This is a genomic window from Ruegeria sp. A5, from assembly GCF_056543005.1.
Genome location: NZ_JBQGAV010000008.1, coordinates 173,740 through 192,176 on the forward strand (window position 1 = coordinate 173,740; position 18,437 = coordinate 192,176).

General features: G+C 56.7%; 13 protein-coding genes. 12 read left to right on the plus strand and 1 reads right to left on the minus strand.

Going from position 1 to position 18,437, the window contains the following annotated elements:
• The first annotated feature begins 97 nt into the window (after positions 1–97).
• The 8 genes from ACR0AY_RS17345 to ACR0AY_RS17380 all read left to right on the plus strand — a co-directional run bounded on the left by ACR0AY_RS17345 (position 98) and on the right by ACR0AY_RS17380 (position 14,094).
• Positions 98–766 carry a class I SAM-dependent methyltransferase gene (locus ACR0AY_RS17345; protein ID WP_170514691.1) on the plus strand — a complete coding sequence of 223 codons (669 nt, stop codon included), beginning with the start codon at positions 98–100 and terminating at the stop codon, positions 764–766.
• Complete coding sequence (locus ACR0AY_RS17350) at positions 763–1,683, plus strand: hypothetical protein (protein ID WP_170514688.1); 921 nt, start codon at positions 763–765, stop codon at positions 1,681–1,683. Before ACR0AY_RS17345 ends, ACR0AY_RS17350 begins: the two co-directional genes overlap by 4 nt.
• A gap of 513 nt (positions 1,684–2,196) precedes the next feature.
• On the plus strand, positions 2,197–2,715 hold the full coding sequence (gene rplJ / locus ACR0AY_RS17355; protein ID WP_170406495.1) for a 50S ribosomal protein L10: 519 nt from the start codon (positions 2,197–2,199) through the stop codon (positions 2,713–2,715).
• 80 nt (positions 2,716–2,795) lie between these two features.
• Positions 2,796–3,170 carry a 50S ribosomal protein L7/L12 gene (rplL, locus tag ACR0AY_RS17360; RefSeq protein ID WP_010441182.1) on the plus strand — a complete coding sequence of 125 codons (375 nt, stop codon included), beginning with the start codon at positions 2,796–2,798 and terminating at the stop codon, positions 3,168–3,170.
• A 250-nt stretch (positions 3,171–3,420) separates the two neighbouring features.
• A complete protein-coding gene (rpoB, locus tag ACR0AY_RS17365; protein ID WP_170398571.1) occupies positions 3,421–7,557 on the plus strand; it encodes a DNA-directed RNA polymerase subunit beta in 4,137 nt (1,378 codons plus the stop codon).
• 81 nt (positions 7,558–7,638) lie between these two features.
• Positions 7,639–11,880: a DNA-directed RNA polymerase subunit beta' gene (gene rpoC / locus ACR0AY_RS17370; RefSeq protein WP_170406489.1), complete on the plus strand. Its 4,242-nt coding sequence runs from the start codon at positions 7,639–7,641 to the stop codon at positions 11,878–11,880.
• Between the two features lie 141 nt (positions 11,881–12,021).
• Complete coding sequence (locus tag ACR0AY_RS17375; RefSeq protein ID WP_170406486.1) at positions 12,022–13,095, plus strand: pyridoxal-phosphate dependent enzyme; 1,074 nt, start codon at positions 12,022–12,024, stop codon at positions 13,093–13,095.
• Between the two features lie 129 nt (positions 13,096–13,224).
• Positions 13,225–14,094, plus strand: a complete 870-nt coding sequence (locus tag ACR0AY_RS17380; RefSeq protein WP_480454464.1) for a DMT family transporter — start codon at positions 13,225–13,227, stop codon at positions 14,092–14,094.
• Here the strand turns inward: ACR0AY_RS17380 and ACR0AY_RS17385 are convergent.
• A complete protein-coding gene (locus ACR0AY_RS17385; protein WP_480454466.1) occupies positions 14,079–14,933 on the minus strand; it encodes a glycosyltransferase in 855 nt (284 codons plus the stop codon). The genes ACR0AY_RS17380 and ACR0AY_RS17385 overlap by 16 nt on opposite strands.
• 359 nt (positions 14,934–15,292) lie before the next feature.
• Between ACR0AY_RS17385 and rpsL the strand changes: the two genes are divergently transcribed.
• The 4 genes from rpsL to ACR0AY_RS17405 all read left to right on the plus strand — a co-directional run.
• Complete coding sequence (gene rpsL / locus ACR0AY_RS17390; protein ID WP_005621086.1) at positions 15,293–15,664, plus strand: 30S ribosomal protein S12; 372 nt, start codon at positions 15,293–15,295, stop codon at positions 15,662–15,664.
• A 15-nt stretch (positions 15,665–15,679) separates the two neighbouring features.
• Positions 15,680–16,150 carry a 30S ribosomal protein S7 gene (gene rpsG / locus ACR0AY_RS17395; protein WP_010441203.1) on the plus strand — a complete coding sequence of 157 codons (471 nt, stop codon included), beginning with the start codon at positions 15,680–15,682 and terminating at the stop codon, positions 16,148–16,150.
• An 18-nt stretch (positions 16,151–16,168) separates the two neighbouring features.
• Positions 16,169–18,286 carry an elongation factor G gene (gene fusA / locus ACR0AY_RS17400; RefSeq protein WP_170328783.1) on the plus strand — a complete coding sequence of 706 codons (2,118 nt, stop codon included), beginning with the start codon at positions 16,169–16,171 and terminating at the stop codon, positions 18,284–18,286.
• Positions 18,287–18,346: 60 nt separating this feature from the next.
• Positions 18,347–18,437 (plus strand): GTP-binding protein (locus tag ACR0AY_RS17405; protein ID WP_036223564.1); only part of this gene is annotated, 91 nt, incomplete at its 3' end.

The window sequence follows — 18,437 nt, forward strand, 5'->3', positions numbered from 1 at the left end:
CCTCAGCAGCGGTGGCTAAAGAAGCGATTGAACTAGGGGGTGCGGTCTGACACAGTTCCCCCATTGTCGTGTAGTAGCTGTTCGAGAATACCCATCAATGAACCAAAATATTCGTCAGAAATCACTTCCAGAAGATCGACGCGCCTTTTGGGACCAGTTTTATGCGAAATCGGCAGGGTCATGGGAGCTTACCTTGCCGTCGCAATTCGCAGCGTTTGTGGCAAATGAGATTGATCGGCAGTCACATGTCATCGACGTAGGGTGTGGGAATGCCCGTGACAGTTTTTTCTTTTCACGACACGGGTTCAAAGTGACCGGCATGGATGCGTCTGAGGCAGCGATTGCGTCAGCGCAAAAGCATGCACAAAAGCAGGGCGGGGACGATCTTGAATTTGTTCAGACCAATCTCGAAGATGGATTGGTTGAGCGTGTGTTGTCCGAGCGACGATCTGAAATCGTTTGCGTTTATGCTCGGTTCTTTTTGCATGCGATCACAGATGATGAAGAAGATGCTCTGATCCGGGCGCTGCGGAGCGGGTGCAGGCCTGGCGATGTCGTAGCGTTCGAATATCGAACGTTGGCGGACCGAGCCACAACGAAAATTGCGGCGCCGCATTTCCGGCGATACGTAAGTGCGACGGATCTGGATTCAAAAATGGAAGCCTCAGAATTCCGAAAGTGTTATGGCGTCGAAGGCAGTGGTTTCGCAAAATATAAAACAGAAGATGCGATCGTCGCCCGCGCGATCTATGAAAAAACACAATGACAGAAGAAGAGTTAATCAAGGAGCTTGCCTCACTTCGAGAGCATGTTTTCACCCATGCTGCGGCACAAACTGCACTACCACGGCCTCGTAAAACGCGCTTGGCTGTCAATTCGCTAAAGGAACCAATAAAGCGCTTGGAAAACCAGGCGCTATTTGATGACTGGGAAGAGACCTATATCCTTCTTTGCTGCCATGGGAGAACAAAGCCTGCCCGGACGCACGGTAGGCTAAAGCATATGGAGACTCGCTATGCGGATCAGGGCAAAGAGGCGCGCTTTGCCTCATTTTTTGAGCGCGTGAAGCAGACGCTACACCCCGATTTCATTACACCGCATGGCTATAACAGAACATTCGGGGAAAAGGCTGGCGATGAAATCTTTTCAAAACTTGACGCCGAGCTTGAACCCGTAATTCGTTTGGGGAAGCCAATCATTCTGTACGCTGGCGCTTTGTTGGGTCATGTTCGCGAGGGTGGATTGATTGGTCACGACGACGATGTCGATTTTGCAGTGTATCTGGGTGAGTCAACGCTTGAAGGTGTTGCAGGAAAATGGGCCGAATATCAGCGAGAATTGCTGGAAAGCGATTGCTTGGATGCCAATTCGCTAAAAAACAGCATACCTATATTCAAAGTTAAAAATAACTTGGGTATTGATATCGATCTGTTTCCGGCTTGGACGGAAAACGGGCGCTTTAGCGTGTATCCGTACTCACTTTATGATCTGCCGGAAAGCGCGATTTTCCCGCTTAAATCTCTTAACGGTGGGGAAATCATGCTACCGCAGGACGCGCCCGCATTGCTGGCGCAGAGTTACGGTGAAAATTGGCGGATACCGGACCCGCTGTTTCATTTCGCTTGGCGAAGGGCGCGCCGCAAGTTTGCACCTTTGCTTCAGCACGACTTTAGTATCGGTTGAAAGCACCGCATCATCGTGTCCTCAAGCAACAGTCGCATTTGCCTCACGGGATAAACTGGAGAAATACTTGTCCAGATCAATATGCGGATAGGCGCTATGTCGTGGCTGGGGCGAAGCTATGGTGCGCGCAGCGAAATCCGCAAGCCTTAGTGTCGGCTCGTTTTCTGGAAACCGAGATGCCTCAGAACAGTTTCAACTATGTCGCAGCCCCTGCGCGGGCGGTGCAAGTCGCCTAAATTTACCTCTTGGAAACCCGGCCTATCTGTCCTAAGTAGACCTGCGGAATAAAGCGTGCGATTCGTCGTGCGCTTTATTTTGTTTCGTCCAAGACGGTGGGTGGGTTCATCTGGCCCCTTAATTCCCTGCCTGAGACGGGTAAGACCAAAGAATTCTGAGGGTCACGATCCTCGGGCGCATTTTGGCCAATCCCGTAACAACGGACCTGAACGCCGGAGCGAAAGCTGCGGCAAATATGAGCCGGGGTGAGATATCGCCCCTAACTTGGAGAGAACTGTGGATAGAGCCCAGAAAGAGAAAGTGGTCGAGGAACTCGGCCAAATCTTCGAAAGCTCTGGCGTCGTAGTGGTTTCGCACTACGCCGGTCTGACAGTTGCCGAGATGCAGGACCTTCGCGCACGTGCTCGTGACGCGGGTGGTGCCGTGCGTGTTGCCAAGAACAGGCTCGCCAAAATCGCCCTTGAGGGTAAGCCGTGTGAAAGCATGGCCGACCTGCTGACAGGGATGACCGTTCTGACCTATTCCGAGGACCCCGTGGCAGCTGCCAAGGTGGCCGAGGACTTCGCCAAGGATAACAAGAATTTTGAGATCCTCGGCGGTGCAATGGGCGAGAACGCTCTGGACCGCAAAGGCGTTGAAGCCGTTTCGAAAATGCCGTCTCGTGAAGAGCTTATTGCTTCGATCGTGGGCTGCATTGGCGCACCTGCTTCGAACATCGCCGGCGCGATTGGCGCACCTGCAAGCAACATCGCAAGCATCCTTTCCACCATCGAAGAGAAGGCGGAAGCTGCGTAAGCGGTTGGCACTGAATGATCTGCGTAGGGGAACCACCCTGACGTTGGAACACACACTGTAAAACGGAAAGAGCTAATACAATGGCTGATCTGAAAGCACTCGCAGAAAGCATCGTGGGTCTGACCCTGCTGGAAGCACAAGAACTGAAAACCATCCTCAAAGACGAATACGGCATCGAGCCCGCAGCTGGCGGCGCCGTAATGGTTGCAGCTGGTGGCGACGCCGGTGGCGCAGCTGAGGAAGAAAAAACCGAATTCGACGTCGTTCTGAAGAACGCCGGCGCTTCGAAAATCAACGTGATCAAAGAAGTTCGCGGCATCACCGGTCTGGGCCTGAAAGAAGCCAAAGAGCTGGTCGAAGCTGGCGGCAAGATCAAAGAAGGCGTGTCGAAAGACGAAGCCGAGGAAGTCAAAGGCAAGCTGGAAGCAGCTGGCGCCGAAGTCGAGCTGGCCTAAGCCAACCGACAGGTGCATCGCTGATGCGCCGCAAAATTTGGCTGGGTCCGGAGAAATCCGGGTCCAGCCGAACCTGTCTTAGAAAGGGCCTCATTGTCTGGGGCGTTTTCTAAGACACGGTTTTCGGATCGGGAGGCCACCTTCGGGACGGTGGTCACGAATTGATCCGGACGTGTCGTCTCGATTGTGCAAGATGCCGGGGCCCGACGGTGTCTTTGCCCGCTGAGAACATCGAAAGGTGACATCTGACATGGCTCAAACGTTCCTTGGCCAGAAACGTCTTCGTAAATATTACGGCAAAATCCGCGAAGTTTTGGAAATGCCGAACCTCATTGAGGTGCAGAAATCTTCTTATGATCTTTTCCTGCGCTCCGGCGATGCAGAACAGCCCACAGACGGCGAAGGCATCAAAGGCGTGTTCCAGTCGGTTTTCCCGATCAAGGATTTCAACGAAACCTCCGTTCTGGAGTTCGTGAAATACGATCTGGAAAAACCCAAATACGACGTTGAAGAGTGCATGCAGCGCGACATGACCTACAGCGCGCCGCTGAAGGTCACGCTGCGTCTGATCGTGTTTGATGTCGATGAGGACACCGGCGCCAAATCGGTCAAGGATATCAAAGAACAGGACGTGTTCATGGGCGATATGCCCCTGATGACACCGAACGGCACCTTCATCGTGAACGGTACCGAGCGTGTGATCGTCAGCCAGATGCACCGTTCGCCCGGTGTGTTCTTTGATCACGACAAGGGCAAGACCCATTCCTCGGGCAAGCTGCTGTTTGCCTGCCGCATCATCCCGTATCGCGGCAGCTGGCTGGACTTTGAGTTCGACGCCAAGGACATCGTCTTCGCCCGTATCGACCGTCGGCGTAAGCTGCCTGTGACAACCCTGCTGTACGCGCTGGGTCTGGATCAGGAAGCGATCATGGACGCCTATTACAACACCGTGTCCTACAAGCTGGACAAGAAGAAAGGCTGGGTCACGCCCTTCTTCCCCGAGCGTGTGCGCGGTACCCGTCCGACATATGATCTGATCGACGCGAAATCGGGCGAAGTGATTGCCGAAGCGGGCAAGAAAGTCACCCCGCGCGCGGTCAAGAAGCTGATCGACGAAGGTGCCGTTACCGACCTGCTGGTGCCCTTCGACAACATCGTCGGCAAGTATGTCGCCAAGGACATCATCAACGAAGAAAACGGCGCGATCTATGTCGAAGCCGGTGATGAGCTGACCCTGGAGTATGATAAAGACGGCGACCTGATCGGCGGCACCGTCAAGGACCTGATGGATGCGGGCATCACCGACATCCCGGTTCTGGACATCGACAACGTCAACGTTGGCCCCTACATGCGCAACACCATGGCTCAGGACAAGAACCTGAACCGTGAAAGCGCGCTGATGGACATCTACCGCGTCATGCGTCCGGGCGAGCCTCCCACCGTCGAAGCTGCGTCGGCCCTGTTCGACACTTTGTTCTTCGACAGCGAGCGCTATGACCTGTCCGCCGTTGGCCGCGTGAAGATGAACATGCGTCTGGCTCTGGACGCGCCGGACACCCTGCGCACCCTGCGTCGCGAAGACATCGTGGCCTGCATCAAGGCGCTGGTTGAGCTGCGTGATGGCAAAGGCGACGTGGACGATATTGACCACCTCGGCAACCGTCGTGTGCGTTCGGTCGGTGAACTGATGGAAAACCAGTACCGCGTCGGTCTGCTGCGCATGGAGCGCGCGATCAAAGAGCGTATGTCGTCGGTTGAAATCGACACCGTCATGCCGCAGGACTTGATCAACGCGAAACCGGCTGCGGCTGCTGTTCGTGAATTCTTCGGCTCGTCGCAGCTGTCGCAGTTCATGGACCAGACCAACCCGCTGTCCGAAGTCACCCACAAACGCCGTCTCTCGGCGCTTGGCCCGGGTGGTCTGACGCGTGAGCGTGCGGGCTTTGAGGTGCGCGACGTACACCCGACCCACTATGGCCGGATGTGCCCGATTGAAACGCCAGAAGGTCCGAACATCGGTCTGATCAACTCGCTGGCCACCTTTGCCCGCGTGAACAAGTATGGCTTCATCGAAACACCCTACCGCGTCGTCAAAGACGCCGAGGTGACCGATGAGGTACACTACATGTCCGCGACCGAGGAAATGCGTCACACCGTGGCGCAGGCGAACGCGACCTTGGATGCCGATGGCAAGTTCATCAACGACCTGGTTTCGACCCGTCAGGCCGGTGACTACACCCTCGCCCCGCGCGAGAATGTGGACCTGATCGACGTGTCGCCGAAACAGCTGGTCTCGGTTGCTGCATCGCTGATCCCGTTCCTTGAAAATGACGACGCTAACCGCGCTCTGATGGGCTCGAACATGCAACGTCAGGCGGTTCCGCTGCTGCGGGCCGAGGCGCCGCTGGTCGGTACCGGCATCGAGGAAAAGGTTGCGATCGACTCGGGTGCTGCGATTCAAGCGAAACGCGCCGGTATCATCGACCAGGTCGATGCCCAGCGTATCGTTATCCGCGCCACCGAAGACCTGGAATTGGGCGACGCTGGCGTTGACATCTATCGTCTGCGCAAGTTCCAGCGTTCGAACCAGAACACCTGCATCAACCAGCGTCCGCTGATCAAGGTGGGTGACACCGTCCAGAAGGGCGAGGTCATTGCCGACGGTCCGTCGACCGATATGGGCGAACTGGCGCTTGGTAAGAACGTGGTCGTCGCGTTCATGCCGTGGAACGGTTACAACTACGAAGACTCGATCCTGATCTCGGAACGTATCGCGCGTGATGACGTCTTTACCTCGGTCCATATCGAGGAGTTTGAAGTCGCCGCCCGTGACACCAAGCTGGGTCCGGAAGAAATCACCCGCGACATCCCCAACGTTGGTGAAGAAGCGCTGCGCAACCTCGATGAGGCTGGCATCGTTTACATCGGTGCGGATGTTGAGCCGGGCGATATTCTGGTCGGCAAGATCACTCCGAAGGGCGAAAGCCCGATGACCCCGGAAGAAAAGCTGCTGCGCGCCATCTTTGGTGAGAAAGCATCTGACGTGCGCGACACCTCGCTGCGCGTGAAGCCGGGCGATTACGGTACGGTTGTTGAGGTTCGCGTCTTCAACCGTCACGGCGTCGAGAAAGACGAGCGTGCGCTGCAGATCGAGCGTGAGGAAGTCGAACGTCTGGCCCGTGACCGGGACGACGAGCTGGCGATCCTCGACCGCAACATCTATGCGCGTCTGCAGGGCCTGATCCTGGGTAAAACCGCTGTCAAAGGCCCGAAAGGCGTCAAGGCAGGGTCGGTGATCACCGAGGATCTGCTGGAAACCCTGACCCGTGGTCAGTGGTGGCAGCTGGCGCTGGAAGGTGAGCAGGACGCACAGATCGTTGAGGCTCTGAACGAGCAGTACGAAGTGCAAAAGCGTGCTCTGGACGCCCGTTTTGAAGACAAGGTCGAGAAAGTCCGTCGTGGCGACGACCTGCCGCCGGGTGTGATGAAGATGGTCAAAGTCTTCATCGCCGTTAAGCGTAAGCTGCAGCCGGGCGACAAGATGGCCGGTCGTCACGGGAACAAGGGTGTGATTTCCAAGGTCGTTCCGATGGAAGACATGCCGTTCCTGGCCGATGGTACTCCGGTTGACTTCTGTCTGAACCCGCTGGGTGTGCCGTCGCGTATGAACGTTGGCCAGATCCTTGAAACCCACATGGGTTGGGCCGCACGCGGTCTGGGTCTGAACATCGATGAGGCTCTGGGTGAATACCGCCGTTCCGGCGATCTGACCCCGGTGCGCGAAGCGATGAAGCTGGCTTATGGCGAAGATGTCTACGAAGAAGGCATCACCGGTCTGGACGAGGATGGTCTGATCGAGGCTGCGGGCAATGTGACCCGCGGTGTTCCGATCGCAACCCCGGTCTTCGACGGTGCCAAAGAGGCTGACGTCAACGACGCGCTGGTGCGTGCTGGCTTCTCGGAAAGCGGTCAGTCGGTTCTGTTCGACGGTCGCACCGGTGAGCAATTCGCGCGCCCGGTCACCGTGGGCATCAAGTACCTGCTGAAACTGCATCACCTGGTGGATGATAAAATCCACGCGCGTTCGACCGGGCCGTACAGCCTGGTCACCCAGCAGCCGCTGGGTGGTAAGGCGCAGTTCGGTGGTCAGCGCTTTGGTGAGATGGAGGTCTGGGCTCTGGAAGCTTACGGCGCCGCCTACACCCTGCAGGAGATGCTCACCGTTAAATCGGATGACGTCGCCGGCCGGACCAAGGTCTATGAGTCGATCGTCAAGGGCGAGGATAACTTTGAAGCGGGCGTACCGGAATCGTTCAACGTTCTGGTTAAAGAAGTCCGTGGCCTCGGCCTGAATATGGAACTCCTGGATGCGGAGGTTGAGGAATAAGAATTTTGAAAAAATTCTTGGGCGGAAACTTTTTAAGTTTCCGCTCACCTCTCCCCCCTTCCGCAAGATTTGAGGTAACAAATGAACCAGGAAATCACCAACAACCCGTTCAACCCGCTGACGCCCCCGAAGGTTTTCGACGAGATCAAGGTCTCGCTGGCGAGCCCTGAGCGGATTCTGTCTTGGTCCTATGGCGAGATCAAGAAACCCGAAACCATCAACTACCGGACGTTCAAGCCTGAGCGTGACGGTCTGTTCTGCGCGCGTATCTTTGGCCCGATCAAAGATTACGAATGTCTATGCGGCAAATATAAGCGGATGAAATATCGCGGCGTTGTCTGCGAGAAATGCGGTGTGGAAGTCACCCTGCAGAAAGTCCGCCGTGAGCGTATGGGCCATATCGAACTGGCCGCGCCCGTCGCACACATCTGGTTCCTGAAATCGCTGCCGTCTCGCATCGGTCTGATGCTGGACATGACGCTGCGTGATCTGGAACGCGTTCTGTACTTTGAAAACTATGTCGTCATCGAGCCCGGTCTGACTGACTTGACCTACGGCCAGATGCTGACCGAAGAAGAGTACATGGACGCGCAGGATGCCTATGGCATGGACGCGTTCACCGCCAATATCGGCGCTGAAGCCATCCGTGAGATGCTGGCCCAGATCGATCTGGAAGCTGAAGCCGAGCAGCTGCGCGCTGATCTGGCCGAAGCAACCGGCGAGTTGAAGCCCAAGAAGATCATCAAGCGCCTGAAGGTTGTTGAATCCTTCCTCGAGTCGGGCAACCGGCCCGAGTGGATGGTGATGACCGTGATCCCGGTCATTCCGCCGGAACTGCGTCCGCTGGTTCCGCTGGATGGTGGCCGTTTCGCGACTTCGGATCTGAACGATCTGTATCGCCGCGTCATCAACCGGAACAACCGTCTGAAGCGGCTGATCGAGCTGCGCGCGCCTGACATCATCGTCCGCAACGAAAAGCGGATGCTGCAGGAATCCGTGGATGCTCTGTTCGACAACGGCCGTCGTGGTCGCGTGATCACCGGCGCCAACAAGCGTCCGCTGAAATCGCTGTCGGACATGCTGAAAGGCAAGCAGGGTCGCTTCCGTCAGAACCTTCTGGGTAAACGCGTCGACTTCTCGGGTCGTTCGGTCATTGTGACCGGTCCGGAACTCAAGCTGCACCAGTGTGGTCTGCCCAAGAAGATGGCGCTGGAGCTGTTCAAGCCGTTCATCTACTCGCGCCTTGAAGCCAAGGGTCTTTCTTCGACCGTGAAACAGGCGAAGAAACTGGTCGAGAAAGAGCGTCCCGAAGTGTGGGATATTCTCGACGAGGTGATCCGCGAACACCCTGTCATGCTGAACCGTGCGCCAACGCTGCACCGTCTTGGTATTCAGGCGTTCGAGCCGGTCCTGATCGAAGGTAAAGCCATCCAGCTGCACCCGCTGGTCTGTTCGGCCTTTAACGCCGACTTCGACGGGGACCAGATGGCTGTTCACGTCCCGCTGAGCCTTGAGGCGCAGCTGGAAGCGCGCGTTCTGATGATGTCGACGAACAACGTTCTGTCGCCTGCAAACGGCGCGCCGATCATCGTTCCGTCGCAGGATATGATCCTGGGTCTGTACTATGTGACCCTCGAACGCGAAGGCATGCCGGGCGAAGGCAAGGTCTTCGGTTCGATCGAAGAAGTTCAGCACGCGTTGGACGCGGGTGAGGTGCATCTGCACTCGAAAATCACCGCGCGGATCACGCAGATCGACGACGAAGGCAACGAAGTTCAGAAGCGCTATGAAACCACTCCGGGCCGTCTGCGTCTGGGTGCATTGCTGCCGATGAACAACAAAGCCCCGTTCGAGCTGGTCAACCGCCTGCTGCGGAAGAAAGAAGTGCAGCAGGTGATCGACACCGTCTACCGTTACTGCGGTCAGAAAGAGTCGGTTATCTTCTGTGACCAGATCATGTCGATGGGCTTCAAAGAAGCGTTCAAGGCGGGCATCTCGTTCGGCAAGGACGACATGGTCATCCCGGATGACAAGTGGGGCATCGTTGATGACACCCGCGGTCAGGTGAAGGACTTTGAACAGCAGTACATGGACGGCCTGATCACTCAGGGCGAAAAGTACAACAAAGTTGTTGATGCCTGGTCGAAGTGTAACGACCGCGTCACCGAAGCGATGATGAGCACCATCTCTGACGTTGCCAAGGCCGAAGACGGGTCGGATCAGGAGCCGAACTCGGTCTACATGATGGCCCACTCGGGTGCGCGTGGCTCGGTCACTCAGATGAAACAGCTGGGCGGTATGCGCGGCCTGATGGCCAAGCCGAACGGTGACATCATCGAGACGCCGATTATCTCGAACTTTAAAGAAGGTCTGACCGTGCTCGAGTACTTCAACTCGACCCACGGTGCCCGTAAGGGTCTGTCGGATACCGCTCTGAAGACGGCGAACTCGGGTTACCTGACCCGTCGTCTGGTAGACGTCGCACAGGACTGCATCGTTCGCGAGATCGACTGTGGTACTGAGCGTGCGATCACAGCCGAAGCCGCCGTGAATGACGGTGAGGTTGTTGCCTCGCTGGCCGAACGTGTGCTGGGTCGTGTGGCGGCTGACGATGTTCTGCGTCCGGGCACGGATGAGGTGATCGTGGCCGCTGGTCAGTTGATCGACGAACGCATGGCGGACACCATTGACGAAGCTGGTGTTGCGTCGATGCGCATCCGCTCGCCTCTGACCTGTGAGTCCGAGGAAGGCGTCTGCGCCACCTGCTACGGTCGTGACCTTGCACGCGGCACCATGGTGAACACAGGTGAGGCTGTCGGCATCATCGCCGCGCAGTCCATTGGTGAACCCGGTACGCAGCTGACGATGCGTACTTTCCACATCGGCGGTGTTGCGCAAGGTGGTCAGCAGTCGTTCCAGGAAGCCAGCCAGGAAGGCGTCGTTTCCTTCGAGAACCCGCAGATTCTGGTCAATGCCGCAGGCGAAAGCCTCGTTATGGGCCGGAACATGAAGCTGGTGATCAGCGACGAACACGGCGAAGAGCGTGCCAGCCACAAGCTGGGCTATGGCTCCAAGCTGTTCGTCAAGGACGGCACCAAGGTTGCTCGTGGCGACAAGCTGTTCGAATGGGATCCCTACACCCTGCCGATCATCGCCGAGAAAGCCGGTACCGCGAAATATGTCGACCTTGTTTCGGGCCTTGCGGTCCGGGATGAGACCGACGATGCAACCGGCATGACCCAGAAGATCGTGATCGACTGGCGTGCGGCCCCCAAAGGCAGCGACCTCAAGCCCGAGATCATTCTGGTCGGTGAAGATGGCGAGCCGGTCCGCAACGATGCGGGCAACCCGGTTCACTATCCGATGTCGGTGGATGCGATCCTGTCCGTCGAGGATGGTCAGACCATCGAAGCCGGTGACGTTGTTGCGCGTATCCCGCGTGAAGGCGCCAAGACCAAGGACATCACCGGTGGTCTGCCACGTGTGGCCGAACTGTTCGAAGCCCGTCGTCCGAAAGATCACGCGATCATCGCAGAAGCCGATGGTTACGTGCGCTTTGGCCGCGACTACAAGAACAAGCGCCGCATCAGCATCGAACCGGCTGACGAGTCCATGGAGACCATCGAATACATGGTACCCAAGGGCAAGCACATCCCGGTCGCCGAAGGGGACTTCATCCAGAAGGGTGAATACCTGATGGACGGTAACCCGGCTCCGCATGACATCCTGTCCATCATGGGTGTCGAAGCGCTGGCGGATTACATGATCGACGAAGTGCAGGACGTCTATCGCTTGCAGGGCGTGAAGATCAATGACAAGCACATCGAAGTCATCGTGCGCCAGATGCTGCAGAAGTGGGAGATCCTGGATTCAGGCGACACCACCCTGTTGAAAGGCGAACATGTCGACAAGCAGGAGTTCGACGCAGCCAACGAGAAGACCATCTCGCGTGGCGGTCGTCCGGCTCAGGGTGAGCCGATCCTTCTGGGGATCACCAAAGCTTCGCTGCAGACGCGTTCGTTCATCTCGGCGGCGTCGTTCCAGGAAACCACCCGCGTGCTGACCGAAGCCTCGGTTCAGGGCAAGAAAGACAAGCTGGTTGGCCTGAAAGAGAACGTCATCGTTGGTCGCCTGATCCCTGCCGGTACCGGTGGGGCCACTCAGGCCGTCCGCCACATCGCGCAATCGCGTGACAACGTGGTCATCGAAGCCCGCCGGGAAGAGGCCGAAGCGGCTGCTGCTCTGGCCGCTCCGACCTTCGACGACGACATGGTCGGTGATGAGCTGGACGTTCTTGTGGAAACACCGGAAAGCCGCGAATAGGCACCCTCAATAACTAAGAAAGGCCCCGCGATTTCGCGGGGCCTTTCTTGTTGTGAGCGCTCCGAGGCGAACTCTCACAAAGATAGTTACTAATGTGACCCGGTTTGTGGCATGCTTTCGTCAACAGAGGAGGGGGCCGCAATGACAACTCGTCAAACGCATGGGCGAAAGCGCCTGTATGACAGTATTTTGGACACCGTCGGAGACACGCCAAGCATACGAATAAACAGGATTACCCCCTCAAACGTGACGGTTTACGTAAAATTCGAAGCGTTTAACCCGGCCAGTTCTGTCAAAGATCGCCTTGCCCTCAACATCATCGAAGCGGCAGAACGCGACGGTAGCTTAAAACCCGGTCAGACAGTAGTTGAGGCGACCTCGGGGAATACCGGTATCGGGCTGGCGATGGTCTGCGCGGCCAAAGGCTATCCCTTGGTTGTGACAATGGCCGACAGCTTCTCGGTCGAACGACGCAAGCTGATGCGGTTTTTGGGGGCAAAAGTTGTCCTGACACCGCGCGCGCAAAAGGGGTTCGGCATGTATACAAAAGCTAAGGAACTGGCCGAGCAGAACGGTTGGTTCCTGGCCAGCCAGTTTGAAACCGCAGCCAATGCCGATATTCACGAAAATACCACCGCGCAGGAAATCTTGGGTGACTTTGATGGGCAGAATCTCGACTATTGGGTTACGGGCTATGGCACTGGCGGGACCGTCTCGGGCGTGGCCCGGGCTCTTAGAAAAGCGCGCCCTGAGACCAAGATCATCCTGACAGAGCCTGCCAACGCAGCCATTGTGTCGTCAGGATATGTGAACACGCGCAATGAAATACACCAGCCGACCGAGAGCCATCCGAACTTCGAGCCGCATCCGATCCAAGGCTGGACGCCTGATTTTATTCCGTGGGTTCTGCAGGAGGCCATTGATAACTCGTACTATGATGAGTTGATTCCCGTTCCCGGTAGCGACGGTATTGCATGGTCGCGCCGTTTGGCCGCGGAAGAGGGGATTTTTACCGGTATTTCTGGTGGCTCGACCTTTGCGGTCGCGATGAAACTGGCGGAGACTGCTCCGGAAGGTTCCGTCATGTTGGTAATGTTGCCAGATACGGGCGAGCGTTACCTTTCGACGCCATTGTTTGATGGCGTAGAAGAGGAGATGACGGATGATGAGATCGAGATCTCGAAATCTACGCCTTCCGCCCAGATGACAGATTGAAACGACTGAAAAGTCGACAGTTTGTGTAGCTCGTCGGAACTATTACTGTAGGATTGTCAGGCGCAAATTGAATTCGTGATCAATTGAACAGTGAATACGACAATATATTGAAGACCGGGTGTTGATTAAATGAGTCCTAACGTTAAAGGCGCGCTGCTGATGATGGGCAGTATGGCGGCCTTTACCGTCAATGATGCGTTGGTGAAAGTGGTGGGGCAAGATCTGCCTCTGTTCCAACTTGTGGCCATGCGCGGAGTTTTGGCGACAGTTCTTGTGTTGATAATGGCCCGTTATCTTGGGGCGCTCCACCTGAATTTTCCCCTCCATGACAAATGGCTTATCGCATTACGTTGCCTGGCAGAGTTGGCGGCGACCATCTTCTTTTTGACGGCTCTGATGCACATGCCGCTTGCCAACGTTACGGCAGTTCTACAGGCGTTGCCGCTGACCGTGACTTTGGGTGCTGCCTTATTCTTCGGTGAAGTAATTGGATGGAGACGTATTGCTGCAATTGCGCTTGGGTTCGTCGGTATGTTGTTGATCGTTCGGCCCGGTCCTGAAGGGTTCAGCATCTATGCGATTTACGCATTGATTGCGGTTGCTTCCGTTACAGTTCGCGATTTGATCACCCGCCGAATGTCAGCTGAAGTACCTTCTATGGTGGTAACACTGGCGACATCCCTGACTATCACATTGGCAGCGATCATCGTCTCCACGTTTGAAGGATGGGTGCCGGTCTCGACCGCATCTGGAGCGATGATCGCCAGCGCTGCGGTCTTTGTTCTGATAGGCTATCTGTTCAGTGTCATGGTGATGCGCGTGGGCGAGGTCGGTTTTGTTGCGCCATTTCGCTATTCCAGCCTGCTTTGGGCACTGGGACTGGGGTGGGCTGTGTTTGGTGACTGGCCGGACGCGATCACAATGCTGGGTGGTGCATTGGTAGTTGGGGCAGGGATGTTCACTCTGTTTCGCGAACGGTCGCGTCAGGCGGAGAAGTGAGGCAAACGTACGAAACCGGGGTTTAGCGCGAAACGCGTGGCAAAATCGGTCTCGATTTCGGGCGTGATCGGCGCAAGCTGCGCCTTCTGCTTTTCAGCGCGCGGCGAGTCGTTGGAGTTGTTCAATGTCCTGATCCACATCGGGCGATCAGGATAACTGACCACTGGCATGAAACGCCCGATCCGGTTGTGGGTAAAACTTATGATCGTGTGGGCGCACCCGCCCGCGATAAGCATGCCCAAGCCCACCCCAAGCAGAGATTTGTAGACTTGTGCCGCCCGAACCCCATTCGGCCCAAAGCTGGCCTGGTATCCGTTGTTGAAATCGAGGCCTATGGCCTGATTTTTTCCAATCAGCCCGGCAACATCATCGGCGGACTCGCGCAGTCTTTCGATGAAATCAATCGAAATGCTGTCGTCGTCATCATGGCGAAATTGAAGACAGGGCCGGTCCGGGTTTGAACGCGCTTCCTGAAGGATTCGTTTCATGACCTGCCGGTGTTTATGGCTTGGTTCGACGGGTCTTTGGACAATTCGTACCTGCTTGATGTCAGCGGTGAGGTCCTTAAGCCGGTCGAGCGCCTTTCGCGGCAGACAGTCCCCAACAACGACCAGAAGCTGATAGTGCCCATCTGTCTGCGCGCGAAAGCTGGGCAACGTTACAGATTCGAACAAGCGGAACCGCTCTTCCAGACGAGCAGGGTTGTAGAGATGGGCGCGCCGATCTGCGACCGTGTCATGTTCGATCTGGAAATCGCCCAGAGCAGGGAATGAAAATCGACACAGGCCAAAGACTTGCATGGGGCATCCAATGGTTTGCAGGGCATGCTCACTATGCATCCGGTGCCGAAGTGCTGCAATGCGTCGACGCAGTGGGAATCTCCATTAGTTCCTGATAGACGGCCGGAGCTCTTATGTACAATACGCCTTTCCCGCTGGGCTGTTGACACTTGGGCCGACTCCCCTTAATACGCGCGACATCTCGGTACCGGGGGCCGCCCCATAACCGATTTCAGTAATGAACTGGTCAAGGCCCGGACACTTTTATCGTTCGCGCCCTCTGATAACAAACCGCGACGTTCACCTCGGAATGGGAACGCTCGCGGGTTTTGCGCTTGTGGACGCATGAGTGCAGCGAATTTAACCGCACGCAACGCGCGTGCATGTCATGTGTGTTGCAAAACGGGGAAGAAACCGGAATGCCAACTATTCAACAGCTGATCCGCAAACCGCGGCAGCCCAAAGTAAAACGCTCGAAGTCCATGCACCTGGAGCAGTGCCCGCAGAAGCGCGGCGTTTGCACCCGCGTGTACACCACCACACCTAAGAAGCCGAACTCGGCTATGCGTAAGGTTGCCAAGGTGCGCTTGACCAACGGGTTCGAGGTCATCTCGTACATCCCGGGTGAAAGCCACAACCTGCAGGAACACTCGGTTGTTCTGATCCGTGGCGGCCGTGTAAAAGACCTTCCCGGTGTGCGTTACCACATCCTGCGCGGTGTTCTGGATACTCAGGGCGTCAAAGATCGTAAGCAACGTCGTTCGAAATACGGCGCGAAGCGTCCCAAGTAAGAAGGAGAGGCTGATATGTCACGTCGTCACGCCGCCGAAAAACGCGAAGTCCTGCCAGACGCCAAATTTGGCGACAAGGTACTGACCAAATTCATGAACAACCTGATGATCGACGGCAAGAAGTCGGTCGCAGAGCGCATCGTTTACAACGCGTTTGACCGCGTTGAGAACAAGGTAAAGCGCGCTCCTGTCGAAGTGTTCCACGAAGCGCTCGACAACATCAAACCGTCGGTCGAGGTTCGCTCGCGCCGGGTTGGTGGTGCAACCTATCAGGTTCCGGTCGAAGTGCGCCCTGAGCGCCGCGAAGCACTGGCCATCCGCTGGCTGATCACTGCTGCGCGCGGCCGCAACGAAAACACCATGGAAGAGCGCCTTGCAGGCGAGCTGCTGGACGCCGTTCAGTCCCGCGGTACTGCCGTCAAGAAACGCGAAGACACCCACAAGATGGCCGAGGCGAACAAAGCCTTCAGCCATTATCGTTGGTAATCCGAGAGGCTTAGACCAATGGCACGCGAATATCCGCTCGAACTGTACCGTAACTTCGGTATCATGGCGCACATCGACGCAGGTAAGACCACCTGCTCGGAGCGTATCCTGTATTACACTGGTAAATCCCACAACATCGGTGAGGTGCACGATGGTGCAGCCACCATGGACTGGATGGAGCAGGAGCAGGAACGCGGCATCACCATCACTTCGGCTGCGACCACCACTTTCTGGGAACGCACCGAGGACGGTCAGACCGCAGAAACTCCTAAGCACCGCCTGAACATCATCGACACCCCCGGCCACGTTGACTTCACCATCGAAGTTGAGCGTTCGCTGGCGGTTCTCGACGGTGCTGTCTGCGTTCTGGACGCAAACGCCGGTGTTGAGCCCCAGACCGAAACCGTGTGGCGTCAGGCTGACCGCTACAAGGTTCCGCGTATGGTTTTCGTCAACAAGATGGACAAGATCGGCGCTGACTTCTTCAACTGCGTCAACATGATCGAAGACCGCACCGGCGCACGCGCTGTTCCGGTTGGTATTCCGATCGGTGCCGAGTCCGAGCTGGAAGGCCTGATCGACCTGGTCACCATGGAAGAGTGGCTGTGGCAGGGCGAAGATCTGGGCGCAAGCTGGATCAAAGCTCCTATCCGCGACAGCCTGAAAGACATGGCTGACGAATGGCGCGGCAAGATGATCGAAGCGGCCGTCGAAATGGACGACGACGCGATGATGGAATACCTGGAAGGCAATGAGCCCGACGTTCCGACCCTGCGCGCCCTGCTGCGCAAAGGTACTCTGGAAATCGCGTTCGTTCCGGTTCTGGGTGGTTCGGCGTTCAAGAACAAAGGCGTTCAGCCGCTCCTCAACGCTGTGATCGACTATCTGCCCAGCCCGCTGGACGTTGTTGATTACATGGGCTTCAAACCCGGCGACGAGGAAGAAGTTCGTGACATCGCCCGTCGTGCAGACGACGACATGGCCTTCTCGGGTCTGGCGTTCAAAATCATGAACGACCCCTTCGTTGGCTCGCTGACCTTCACCCGGATCTACTCGGGCACCATGAACAAGGGTGACTCGATCCTGAACTCGACCAAAGGTAAGAAAGAGCGCATCGGTCGTATGATGATGATGCACTCGAACAACCGGGAAGAGATCGAAGAAGCGTTTGCAGGCGACATCATCGCGCTGGCGGGTCTGAAAGACACCACCACCGGTGACACCCTGTGTGACGCGAAGGATCCGGTGGTTCTGGAAACCATGACCTTCCCCGATCCGGTTATCGAGATCGCGGTTGAACCCAAAACCAAGGGCGACCAAGAGAAGATGTCTCAGGGTCTGGCCCGTCTGGCCGCCGAAGACCCGTCCTTCCGTGTGGAAACTGATCTGGAATCCGGTCAGACCATCATGAAGGGCATGGGCGAACTTCACCTGGACATCCTGGTTGACCGTCTGAAGCGCGAGTTCAAGGTTGAAGCGAACATCGGTGCACCTCAGGTGGCCTATCGTGAAACCATCTCGATGCCGGTTGAGCACACCTACACCCACAAGAAACAGTCGGGTGGTTCGGGTCAGTTCGCGGAAGTCAAGCTGGAGATCCAGCCGACCGAGGCAGGCGAAGGCTATTCGTTCGAAAGTCGCATCGTTGGCGGCGCCGTTCCGAAGGAATACATCCCGGGTGTTGAAAAAGGCATCAACTCGGTCATGGATAGCGGCCCGCTGGCTGGCTTCCCCGTGATCGACTTCAAGGTTGCCCTGCTGGACGGTAAGTTCCACGACGTTGACTCGAGCGTTCTGGCGTTCGAAATCGCATCGCGGATGTGTATGCGTGAAGGCATGCGCAAAGCTGGCGCGAAACTGCTTGAACCGATCATGAAGGTCGAAGTGATCACCCCGGAAGAATACACCGGCGGTATCATCGGCGACCTGACCTCGCGTCGTGGCCAGGTGTCTGGTCAGGAACCGCGCGGCAACGCAATCGCGATCGACGCGTTCGTTCCGCTGGCGAACATGTTCGGCTACATCAACACTCTGCGTTCGATGTCGTCGGGCCGTGCCCAGTTCACAATGCAGTTCGATCACTACGATCCGGTTCCGCAGAACATCTCGGACGAGATTCAGGCGAAATACGCATAAGCGAAGATTTGAGGGAGCGCGGCTAACGCGCTCCCTTCATTACCGAAAAAGGAGGCCATCATGGCAAAGGAAAAGTTTGAGCGTAATAAGCCGCACGTCAACATCGGCACGATTGGCCACGTTGACCACGGCAAGACCACGCTGACCGCAG